Source organism: Cognaticolwellia aestuarii (assembly GCF_002000025.1).
Classification (GTDB): domain Bacteria; phylum Pseudomonadota; class Gammaproteobacteria; order Enterobacterales; family Alteromonadaceae; genus Cognaticolwellia; species Cognaticolwellia aestuarii.
Window position 1 is genome coordinate 47,031 of sequence record NZ_MUZV01000008.1, and the last position, 11,399, is coordinate 58,429.

The following is an 11,399-nucleotide window of genomic DNA, read 5'->3' on the forward strand; positions in this document are numbered from 1 at the left end:
TTATAAAACAGCTATACCTGATGTTACCATCAATACTAATAGCTGGCTTAGGTTGTCGCGTTACATTTTTTCTAAAATAGATTTGATTGAATTTTTTTTATGCAGCCTTGCACATCAAATTGTTCGCATAATTGTACAAAGTCACTCTCGAGTTTATCGATGCTGGTTTCTTCCATCAATGCGATAAGTAATGAGGCGCTCATATGATTATTTTTTTGATTTATTTCAGACTTTAATGATGAAACATCGATATTACGGGTAGCAAAGAATGCGGTTACTGCTTTTAACACGCCGGGTTGATCGATACCGGCATAATCAACCTGATAATGATGGACGAAGTCTTGCTCACGATACCCCGAAGTTCGTTTCATCATGGTAATAAGCTCAAGTTCGTGTGCAACAGCAGGAAGTTTACTTTCTAATTGATGAATTGCTTTATTAGTACCGGTCAGTAGCATGATCAAAGTGAATTCTAAGCCAAATATTGCCATTCTGCTGTCAAGGATATTACAACCGCATTCACTCGCTAACTTTGTTAGGTCGCTGACACTGCCTGTCCGATCTGGTCCCATTGCCGTTAATACTAAATACTCACTCATCAATAAACCTAGCTTTTATACAAAAAAAGCTATTATAACGCATGTCAGGACATTAAAGCTAACGAGGAGGTAGGTAAATTTTTATTATGGGAAGCTTAAACTTCAACGGTGCAAGTCAAATTAATTGTTAAATAATCTGCTTGTTGTCGGTGCATGTGACATCCAGATATCTCGCACTGGGGCTGTAGTTTAAAAGCAACAGGTTAGGCTCGCTCGATTAGCGTTTAGTCGAGAACTAAGCATCTGCTTTTATTTCGTTATTTTTATGATAAATATGCTGTGGTATCTTGTGTTTGCATTTTCAGGCAAGTACCATGGTGCGGCTGTATTTGGCGCTATTAACAATCATTAGGCGTGTTTTAAATAAAAGAGATGATTCTGGGGAACTAAGCCCAGATTTAGTAATCAAAACGGCGTTATTGATTGTATGATGTATTGCTTGAATGGTTTGACACATGTTTTCGTGTCGTCATCATAACTTAACTGTTAATTATAAATAATAAACAAGCAAAATTTAATTTAGAAAGATTCAGATTTGTATCCTCGGGAGTGTTAATGAATCGCAAGATATTTTATTTTTCATTATTGAGTGTCGCTGTTGCTAGCTGCGGTACTGCAAATAATAAGCAAGCGGTAGGCGATTTTGAATACGCGCACAAAAAAGAAGCAAAAGCGTTAAAAGTACCTGCAGGATTAGACAAACCAACCAGTTTTGACACTTATCATGTCACCAATAAAATAAATCATCAGGGACCCGTGGGTGCTGATGTTGATGTTCGTGCCCCTTCACTTGTGCTACCTATTGCGGCATCTACCCGAACAGAAGGCAATTCTGCAGCGTCAACCGTTTGGTTTGATCAAGTACTTGATGACAGCGACTTACAAGCTTTTGTAGTACAGGCGTTAAAAGATCAATTAGCAACAGTTAACGTTGAATTAAAGCAAGTGGATGAAAACGGTTTAGTGTTTGAGTCTGATTGGTTTAATAGTGAAACTGAACAAGGTACTTGGCCATTTAAGTCAATAGCAAGCTCTGAAAGTGTTCGATACCGCTACACCTTTGAAAGTAAGCCTCATGGTCGAAGTGTTGCGTTAACGGTTGAGTTAATTGATTACCTTAAAACAGATAAAGCAGGCGGCAGTAAGCGCATAGATATAATTGACCAACAGCGTGCTGAAATGAACATGCTTAATGAAGTGATAGGTCAGGTTGATTATCAGTATCGCTTAAAGCAACAAGAAAATCGTTTAATGCGTGCTAATCAGAAGTTCGTTAGTTTGGGTGAAAATAGCGTTGGTGAAGCAGCTTATATTATCGAGATTGCTGTAGATCTATTATGGTCTAACTTACCACTGTTTTTTGAAGATCACGGTTTTAAAATAACAGATCTAAATGAAAGCACTAAAACTTACTATGTTGATTATCAACAGCCTGAATTTAGCCTTTGGGATCGAATTTGGGGAGATACTTTACCTATTGTAGAGCTGCCTAACGGTAAATATCAGTTCAAGTTAGCTGGTGAAGCTGAGAAATCTTCGGTTACATTATATGATGCACAAGGAACCGCTTTATCGACTCAAGACTTAGAGAAAATATTTAATGTCATGGAGTCAGGTTTATCATTTAAAGACGCGTTCTAGACTTTGTTAAGTTTATCGTAAATAAAAAAACTCCGTTAATCGGAGTTTTTTGTTTTAGGGCTAGTTGTCGAGGTTTTAGAAAAGCTTGGCATTTTTTGTGCTGACTTTTGTGTACGTGGTAATGTTTCTTTTAGATCATTCAAGCCTTTTTTACGTAAAGGGGTTTTGGCACTTTTTTGAAAGGTACTTAAGTTGCCAATCAAAATAACTAAAGCAATGATTACAATTGCTGGGGCAACCCAGCTTTCAGTGAGTATGCTGGTCATATTTTATCGCTCCGTTAAGGGGGTGGTATTGATTGCATGAGATTACTCAGTGGTGGCTATATTAACAATATAACGCTGATAGAGTTCAGGTAATATTGACATTAATTGTCTTTTACCTTGTATATCGCTGTTTACTAACGTTTTAGCTAATAATTCTTGGCTGTATGCTTGCTGGTAGTGCTGAGATAAAGGCAAGTATGATAGATGCCAAGGCTCTTGAGCTACGCCACCACGAAATTTATCATAAGGTAAAAAGAAACCAAAGCGTTGAGCATGTTCAGCTAACCAGAGAGTTAATGGATAAAAATGTCCAGATGCTTGATACTCCCATGGCTCTAATGCTAAAGATTGTCCTTGGGGCAATAAATTTTTTGCATAAACGTCAATATCACAGCCCCAATGATGACGACTAGCACCGGGTAGCGCTGAGAATAGCATTATCGCGTGGATCTTCTCATCAACACTAAGTTGCTCAATATCGATAGTTTGGTTACTGACATTTTTAATCGCAGTTTTACCCAAAAACTTATTTTGCCAGATAGCTAACTGCCGTTCAAAGCTACGAAAACCACTGGCAATCGTTAATTCTATACCAGCAAGTTCAGCCTCTGCTTGAAGTTTGCTAAAGCCTGATAACATCTCATGATGAATACCGATATTGCTAGATAGCCATTGTATGTGTTGCTCCGTTTGGCCAGTTAAAATTAACTCGAGCTCGCTCATATTACCCATGATTGACTAGCACATTAACCAAAGTGTGATAATAGACATCGGTAAGTTGTATAAGATCAGGTACTGAAACAGACTCGTTAACTTGATGAATAGTGGCATTACATGGGCCCAGCTCAATGACTTGGGCGCCGGTTGGTGCAATAAAGCGTCCGTCCGAGGTGCCGCCACTAGTAGAAAGTTCAGGACGGATTTTACAGCAGGTTTCAATCGCCTGTACAACCGAGTCAACCAGTGTGCTTGGCTCAGTAATAAAAGGTTGGCCGTTAAATATCCAGTTTATTTCAAAGTCTATTTCGTGCTGTGTTAATAAAGCTTCCACTTTATCAACAATCATCTGTGCGTTTAATTCAGTACTATAACGTAAGTTAAATAAGGCGGTTAAATGGCCTGGTACAACATTGGTGGCACCGGTACCCGATTGAATATTCGACAGTTGAAAGCTGGTAGGAGGAAAGTACTCATTGCCACTATCCCAATGCATTTGGCTTAACTCAGCTAAGACAGGCATCGCCAGATGAATAGGGTTGATTACGTGCTCAGGATAAGCAACATGTCCTTGCTTACCATGAATATGTAGCTCAGCAGATATTGAACCACGACGACCATTTTTAACCACATCACCTAGCTGTTTACTACTTGATGGCTCGCCAACAATACAATAATCAATTTTTTCATTTCGCGCTTCTAATGTATCAATAACACGTGTGGTGCCATTAATAAATGGACCTTCTTCATCACTAGTAATTAAAAATGCAATAGAGCCTGGGTGATCTGGGTAGTCGGTAATGAAGCGTTCGGTGGCAACGATCATCGCAGCTAAACTGCCTTTCATATCTGCAGCCCCACGACCATAGAGCATATTGTCAATAATAACAGGCTCAAAAGGCGGGGTGTGCCACAGTTCTAGATTACCAGCAGGCACAACATCAGTATGGCCAGCGAAACAAAATACTGGTCCAGATGCACCTTTTCGTGCCCACAAATTAGTGGTGTCTTCGAACACCATGCTTTCATTATTAAAGCCCAATTTAGCTAATCTTTCAGCCATTAGCTGCTGACAACCAAAGTCTTCAGGGGTAACTGACGGACGTTCAATAAGTGCTTGGGCTAATGAAACCGTGCTATCACTGTGTTTTTGCATAGGATCACTATACCCTTAATTAAATACTTGTTGATATTGACTATCTTTAAAACCAACTAACAGAGTTTGGTTATGTTTAAGCAAAGGCCGTTTGATTAATGTCGGTTGTGCCAAAATAAGCTCAGCCATCACCTCGTCAGTTAGGTTGTTTTTGACCTCATCAGTTAAGTTTCTAAATGTCGTACTGCGTTTATTTAGCAGTGTGGTTAAGTCGGTTAAGCACAAAAGCTCCTGCAATAGCGCTGCGCTGAAGCCATCACTACGAAAGTCATGAAATTGATAAGGGACATTTTCTTGTTCTAACCATTTTTTGGCTTTTTTTACACTATCGCAATTTTTTATGCCATACAGTATTGTCATGTTATTTCCTGATTTAGATCACTTGATAATTGTGTTTTATAAGGGCTGATTTTGCCGCTTCAAATTTATTTGATTTTACGAGAATGTAGTCGGTATCGAAGGTTGAAATGGCAAAGATACTAATTTTTTCATTTGCCAACACCGTTGATATATTTGACATAATGCCAGTTAGACTGAAGTCCAATGGCCCGACAACTTCAAAGGCTTGCCAACCAAGTTCAACCTCTTCACTGTCAATTTCGATATGCTCAGGTATGACGATTGATATCTCATCATAGGTTTTTGCTAAGAAAAACACTGGCGCGTTAAAAACCACATCTGGAATCGAACTTTCACGGCGTAAACTATGAATAGCAAATGTTTCAGATAAGCGGCGTAAAGTTAGCTGACTCATAAATCATTTTATTTAGGCAGTTTGCCAATACTATAGCGTTTAATAGCAGTGAACTCTAGAGGGGAAAGCAGAGATGAACGCATTTTTATATAGCATTAATTCATTAAATAACACTGGTTAACCTGTGTTTAGTCGCTATTAAAAGGCTTATTGCATTGAAGTTAGTATATTTGTAGCTCAATTATGAGCTTAGAAAGAAAATTAACGTTATTAAATGTAATATTAAGTCACAATGATATCCACATAAGCTGTGGATATCATTGTGTGCAACTGTTGTTTAACTACTCAATAGTATGTTTTATATGGCTTTATTTGGTTGGTTAAAAAATACCAGGTAAAAAAATAACCTCGACACTTTAGATAAGTGATTAAAATCTACTATTAATGAATAAAGTAGTTAAAGATCTACATATTTATACTGTAGATCTTTATTATTACGCTTTTTTTAGCCAAGAGACTACAATTGTGCTTGAATTGCAGTCAATGCAATCGTGTATACAATATCATCAACTAAAGCACCACGAGATAAATCGTTAACGGGCTTTCTCATGCCTTGTAACATAGGACCAATACTGACTAAGTCAGCAGAACGTTGTACGGCTTTATAAGTGGTATTTCCGGTGTTAAGATCAGGAAAAATAAAGACATTTGCTTGCCCAGCAACAGGGCTGTTAGGTGCTTTTTTGCGCGCAACATTTTCCATAATTGCGGCATCATATTGCAAAGGTCCGTCAATAATAAGATCTGGGCGTTTTTCTTGGGCAATTTTTGTCGCAGCAGCTACTTTCTCAACATCAGCACCAAAACCAGATGTACCTGTGCTATAGCTGATCATGGCCACTTTCGGTTTAATACCAAATTGTATTGCTGAATCAGCAGATTGAATGGCAATATCGGCCAATTGCTCAGCGTTCGGCTCTGGGTTAATTGCACAATCACCATAGATAAGTACTTGGTCGGGCAACAGCATAAAGAAAATTGATGAAACCAATGAGCTACCTTCGGCAGTTTTAATTAACTGTAATGCCGGTCGGATAGTATTGGCTGTTGTACTCACTGCGCCCGATACTAAACCATCAACTTGACCCAGTTGTAACATCATGGTCGCGAGTACGACATTATCTTGTAACTCTTGTTTAGCAACCACTTCAGTTAGGCCTTTGGCTTTACGCAGCTCTACCATAGGGGCAATATAATTATCGCGAATATTTTCAGGATCGGTAATTAATAATCCCGTCGGTAGGTTAATACCTTGTTGCTCAGCAATGCGCAAAATGGTTTCTTTATCACCGATTAATTGGCAGCGGGCGATATTGCGTTCAACACAAATAGCAGCTGCTTTAATGGTGCGAATATCGGTTCCTTCTGGCAATACGATAAGCTTATTGGCGTGACGAGCAAGTTCAGTCAGTTTATGCCTAAAAGCAGGCGGTGACATTTTATCGCTAATACTTGCCTTGTTGCTTAGTTGTTTTAACCAGTCTTCAGCAAGATTATCGGCAACAAACTCTTTTACTTTCTCTTGCCTTTGTAAATCATCTTCAGGAATGTCAGGATTAAAGTTCATTAAATATCGAGACGTTTGCCACGTATCCCAAGGGACTGAAAGTACAGGCAAACCAGCATCAAGTGCTTGTTGGCAAAGGCTGAAAATTTCTTTATTCGGTACATAACCATTAGTTAACACGAGTGCCGAAACTTTTGTCCCATTGAGTGCTGACAAACACGTGGCAATGATTATATCGGTACGATCTCCTGGCGTAACAATTAAACGACTGGGTTGTAAATGGCTCATTAAGTTATCAACACTACGAGCACAAAAACTAATACTGCGAATACGGCGATGCGCCATATCACCACTATTAATAATATCGGCATTGAGATAATTAGCGATATCGAGCACTCTGGGGGCAATCAAATCCATTTCCCAGGGTACGGTACCTAATAAATCAAAGTGACGGTTTTTAAAAATCGATAAACTAATTAACGGCGCAAGATCTAAATGTTGATTAAATTCATGTTCACGCGGCAATAGACCGAATTCATCTTTATCTGGTGAGTTGATCTTATTAATAATGCAGCCGATAAGTTTAGGGTTTTTAATACCACCGAAAGTTTCAGCGCTCATTTCTATGCGATCTTCAAATTCTTCTACTGAGTCGTTATCTTGTGCGGCAACTAATACTATTTCAGCAGATAGTGCACGGGCAACATCACGATTAATTCTTCCGGCATAGGGTTGGCGAGTTGTTGGGATCAACCCCTCAATAATGACCACATCATGAGCCTGGTCTATGGCATTAAACTTTTCAACAATTTGCTCTAATACAATATCGTTACGTCCATCACCCATTTGCTGCTCAACATATGACAGTGCAATTGATCCCGCTATCTCGCTATCTTTGACAGCTCGAGTACTTTTGGCTCTGGTATTTCTAGAAGGTTGTGAAATGGGTTTAAAGTGACCGACATTAATCCCTTGTTGCTGACAGGCATGAATCAAGCCTAATGCGACACTACTAAGGCCAACACCAAAGCCGGCAGGTATTAACATAATACGATGTGCCATGATTAAGATTCCTGTTCTGTTGATTGATTAAGTAATTGAAAGGTTTGCTCAGCAATAACCCATTCTTCATTGGTAGCAATAACCCATGCAGAACGGGAGCCTTCACTGCTAATAAGTCCTGATTTACCAAAACGCATAGCTAAGTTGGCTTCGTCATCAACTTTAAAGTTTAATAAGCTTAATTGAGCGAGAATTTTTTCTCGGATAATATCTGAGTTTTCACCTATACCACCGGTGAAAATAATGCCATCAAGCGAAGTTAAACTAGCCGTGAAAGACGCAATAGCTTTGGCAATACGATAACAAAATACGTCAAGAGCTAACGCGGCTTGTACGTTATGATCTTCGATGTAAGCGGTTTCAATGGTGCGACAATCGTTGCTTATGCCCGACACGCCAAGTAGGCCACTTTGTTTATTAAGCATGTTATCCACATCTTGCGCAGTGTAGTTGAGTTGGTTGATCAAATGAAAAATTATGCCGGGGTCAATGTCACCACTGCGTGTTCCCATCATGACGCCTTCAAGTGGTGTCATGCCTAAACTGGTATCAACACTTTTACCATCTTTGATTGCGGCTATACTACAACCATTTCCAAGATGGGCGCTTATAAAACTGCATTGAGCTAATGGTTTGTTGAGGATATTAGCCGCTTGTTGAGCAACAAAATAATGACTTGTGCCATGAAAGCCATAGCGCCTGATCCCGTGTTGCTTATATAACTCATAAGGTATGCCATAAATATAAGCTTTTTCTGGCATCGTTTGGTGAAAAGCCGTATCGAATATCGCGACTTGTTTTAAGTTTGGAAATGCGGCTTCAGCGGCAAGGATACCCGTTAAGTTAGCGGGATTATGTAAAGGTGCTAAACGCGCCAGTTTCTCGATCGCGGCTTTTACATCATTATTGATTAATGTTGGTTGACAATAACTTTCTCCACCATGAACAACACGGTGACCAATAGCAGAGATACAATCAATTAAGTGTAAACGTTTGAGGTGTTCTACTAAACATAATACCGCACTTTGATGATCATAAGGTGCTAAAATAAGATGTTGTTCTTTTTCACCGTTGTGTTTAATTTTGATGATAGCTTGGTCAGATAATAATCGCTCTGCTAACCCTGATAATAATGTTGCACCATTTTCTGGGTTGATTAAGGAAAATTTTAACGATGAACTACCGCAATTTAAAACTAAAATAAAATTATTATTCATAAGTAACAAAGCGCCATTTCTACAATATTTTAATAAGGTACATTATAGTGCCATAAATCATGAAAAATGTTGATGTTGTACAATAAAATGTTATTAAACGCACTTTCGCTTTACTAAAGGTTACAACTTTGTACTATCTTTAAATTAACGCTTGATGTAGTGTGTGACCTATGAAACTAACAGTATTAGAAATTATATCGCTTGGTCGAAAATATATGAATTTATGGCCAGAACGCGCAGAACTTGAAGAATATTTTGCTGAATATCGCGTGGTTAAATTTAGTCGCTTGGTATGTAAAATTATTCCGGGGTTAGCGTTGTTTTGCCTTATTATGCAATTGTATTTTGGTTCCATGGGAGTATTACCGCAGGCACTATTATACAGCTTGTTTTTATTAAGCTTTCCGGTGCAAGCTTTGATTTTTATGGGGCTTAAAGCGGATAAATTTTTACCACCAGCGTTGGCAAACTGGTATAAAGAAAGTGTTGCCCGCGTTAATCAAAGTGGCGGTGATATTAAATTATCTACCCAACGACCTCGTTATCTCGATTTAGCTCAGTTATTAAACCTGACCTTTAATAATCGTTACAGTTCACAATAAACCAGCCTAATAAATACATTAATACCAGTATTATCTCAGATAATACTGGTATTTTACTTTCAATGTTATAACAAAATTAGCGAACTTTTTACGCTGGCTTTTGATAAAGACGGATAAGAAAATCTGCCTGACAAGTAAAGTCATGCATAGTGCGCAATGTCTCTTTTACTTGCTCTGATGCTTTGAAAGCGAAAGGAGTCATCGAAAGTAAATTCAGTGTGTCTTGACCGGTTTTTAAATGCATTGGATAAGTGATGCTTTCCTGATGGATCAGAGTTAAATGCTCAATTGGCAGCCTTTCTTCATCATGCTCTTTAGCGTCAGTATAAATCTGTTGTTTTAATTGCATCAAATGTTGCTTTGCTGGCGTAACTGTTAATAAAAAACCGCCGTTAGATAATACTCGAGTAAACTCTTGCTCTAAAATTGGCGCATAAATCGACACAATCCATGAAAATAAGTTATCGGCAAAGGGTAATTTGGACAAGGTGGCGACACTAAAATGGCATTGTGGGTATTTTTTGCCAGCTTTTTTGATTGCTTCTTTTGCAATATCAACACCATAAACAGTATTTTTTGAGGTTTTATGTTGGTGAGTATAATAGCCCTCACCACAACCTGCATCGAGTATTGGTGCCGTTTTATTTTCCTCAAGTACGGTTTTTTCGTGATATAAAGCCACTAGTCGGTCGACTAAAGGTTGATAATAACCTTGCTCTAAAAACTCGCGTCTGGCATTGACCATGGCTTTATTATCGCCAGGATTCTTTGAATGTTTAAACTGTACAGGGAGTAAGTTTAAGTAGTTCTCTTTCGCGCGATCAAAGCTGTGGTTGTTGTCACAGTGGTATAGCTTTTCTTGGCCGACTAAGGGTAAATTACAAAGTGGGCAGGCGTAGTGCAAAGCAGTCATAATATCAGTAAGTTTATTGAATTAAAGTAAAAAGGGCAGAAGCCCTTTTGGTTCAGCATGATAAAACGCACTATTTACTAAATGTTGACCAAATTGGCGCGTGATCAGAAGGTTTTTCGATAGCTCTTAGTTCATAATCTATATCAGACTCAATGCAACGACTGGCAAATTTTTCTGTTGCTAATACCACATCAATACGTAAACCGCGATTATCATCAAAGCCGCGAGAGCGATAGTCAAACCATGAATACCTTTCTTCTCGAGTGGGGTGTAACTCTCTGAAGGTGTCTTTAAAACCCCAATTCATTAAGGTAGCTAACCATTCGCGCTCTTCGGGTTGGAAACTACACTTACCGGTTTTTAACCAACGTTTGCGGTTTGGCTCACCAATACCAATATCTAAATCTGTTGGTGAAATATTAATGTCACCAATCACCACAACATTATCTTCGGGTGTGTGGTGTTCATTTAAATATTGCATTAAATCTTTATAAAATTGTCGTTTGTATGGGTATTTAGTTTCATGAGCAATATTATCGCCTTGTGGAAAGTAGCCATTTAATACCGTGACTTTTTCGCCATTTTCGTCCGTTGTTTGTACCATAATCATACGTTTTTGGGCTTCCTCATCATCAGTAGGAAAACCTTTAATGACCACATCGGCGGGCTTTTTACAAAGCATGGCAACACCATAATGGGCTTTTTGACCATGAAAATAAACCTGATAGCCCATCGCTTCAACATCAGCCAACGGAAAAGCATCGTTATGTACCTTTATTTCTTGCAGGCCAATAATATCCGGTTGATGTTTATCTATGATAGCTTGTAGCTGATGCAAGCGAGCACGTAGGCCATTAATGTTAAAAGAGATTATTTTCATGTGTTAACTCAGTAATTATTTTGCGCTAATGCTACCAGAAGTTGTAATTAAGCGCGAAAGAGAATTCACCTTTATAAAGGACTTT

12 protein-coding genes are annotated in these 11,399 nt (G+C 38.6%); 2 read left to right on the plus strand and 10 right to left on the minus strand.

The features are described 5' to 3' along the window. Positions 1 to 71: 71 nt before the first annotated feature. Positions 72 to 599 carry a glycine cleavage system transcriptional repressor gene (locus B0169_RS13095; protein ID WP_077286472.1) on the minus strand — a complete coding sequence of 176 codons (528 nt, stop codon included), beginning with the start codon at positions 597 to 599 and terminating at the stop codon, positions 72 to 74. 555 nt (positions 600 to 1,154) lie between these two features. On the opposite strand from B0169_RS13095, the gene bamC reads away from it, so the two are divergent. Beyond that, positions 1,155 to 2,240, plus strand: coding sequence for an outer membrane protein assembly factor BamC (gene bamC, locus B0169_RS13100; RefSeq protein WP_077286474.1), 1,086 nt, complete (start codon positions 1,155 to 1,157; stop codon positions 2,238 to 2,240). A 35-nt stretch (positions 2,241 to 2,275) separates the two neighbouring features. Here the strand turns inward: bamC and B0169_RS13105 are convergent, their stop codons facing one another. The 7 genes from B0169_RS13105 to B0169_RS13135 form a co-directional block, all read right to left on the minus strand. Next, on the minus strand, positions 2,276 to 2,506 hold the full coding sequence (locus B0169_RS13105; protein WP_077286476.1) for a hypothetical protein: 231 nt from the start codon (positions 2,504 to 2,506) through the stop codon (positions 2,276 to 2,278). A 42-nt stretch (positions 2,507 to 2,548) separates the two neighbouring features. Beyond that, the gene (locus B0169_RS13110; RefSeq protein WP_235838568.1) at positions 2,549 to 3,229 is read right to left on the minus strand and encodes a M15 family metallopeptidase; all 681 of its coding nucleotides are present in this window, start codon (positions 3,227 to 3,229) and stop codon (positions 2,549 to 2,551) included. Between the two features lies 1 nt (position 3,230). After that, positions 3,231 to 4,379 carry a succinyl-diaminopimelate desuccinylase gene (gene dapE / locus B0169_RS13115; protein ID WP_077286480.1) on the minus strand — a complete coding sequence of 383 codons (1,149 nt, stop codon included), beginning with the start codon at positions 4,377 to 4,379 and terminating at the stop codon, positions 3,231 to 3,233. 15 nt (positions 4,380 to 4,394) lie between these two features. Continuing rightward, the gene (locus tag B0169_RS13120) at positions 4,395 to 4,739 is read right to left on the minus strand and encodes an ArsC family reductase (protein WP_179143637.1); all 345 of its coding nucleotides are present in this window, start codon (positions 4,737 to 4,739) and stop codon (positions 4,395 to 4,397) included. Between the two features lie 13 nt (positions 4,740 to 4,752). Continuing rightward, positions 4,753 to 5,133 (minus strand): ACT domain-containing protein, encoded by a 381-nt coding sequence (locus B0169_RS13125; protein WP_077286482.1) that lies wholly within the window; start codon positions 5,131 to 5,133, stop codon positions 4,753 to 4,755. Between the two features lie 457 nt (positions 5,134 to 5,590). Beyond that, a complete protein-coding gene (gene pta, locus B0169_RS13130; protein ID WP_077286483.1) occupies positions 5,591 to 7,702 on the minus strand; it encodes a phosphate acetyltransferase in 2,112 nt (703 codons plus the stop codon). A gap of 2 nt (positions 7,703 to 7,704) precedes the next feature. Beyond that, complete coding sequence (locus B0169_RS13135) at positions 7,705 to 8,919, minus strand: acetate kinase (protein ID WP_077286484.1); 1,215 nt, start codon at positions 8,917 to 8,919, stop codon at positions 7,705 to 7,707. A gap of 170 nt (positions 8,920 to 9,089) precedes the next feature. Here B0169_RS13135 and yfbV point away from each other — a divergent pair, with 170 nt between their 5' ends. After that, on the plus strand, positions 9,090 to 9,521 hold the full coding sequence (gene yfbV / locus B0169_RS13140) for a terminus macrodomain insulation protein YfbV (protein WP_077286485.1): 432 nt from the start codon (positions 9,090 to 9,092) through the stop codon (positions 9,519 to 9,521). An 88-nt stretch (positions 9,522 to 9,609) separates the two neighbouring features. On the opposite strand, the gene rlmA is transcribed toward yfbV, so the two are convergent. Next, positions 9,610 to 10,434: a 23S rRNA (guanine(745)-N(1))-methyltransferase gene (gene rlmA, locus B0169_RS13145; RefSeq protein WP_202971830.1), complete on the minus strand. Its 825-nt coding sequence runs from the start codon at positions 10,432 to 10,434 to the stop codon at positions 9,610 to 9,612. A 70-nt stretch (positions 10,435 to 10,504) separates the two neighbouring features. Further along, positions 10,505 to 11,314 (minus strand): exodeoxyribonuclease III, encoded by an 810-nt coding sequence (gene xthA, locus B0169_RS13150; RefSeq protein ID WP_077286487.1) that lies wholly within the window; start codon positions 11,312 to 11,314, stop codon positions 10,505 to 10,507. Between the last annotated feature and the right edge of the window lie 85 nt (positions 11,315 to 11,399).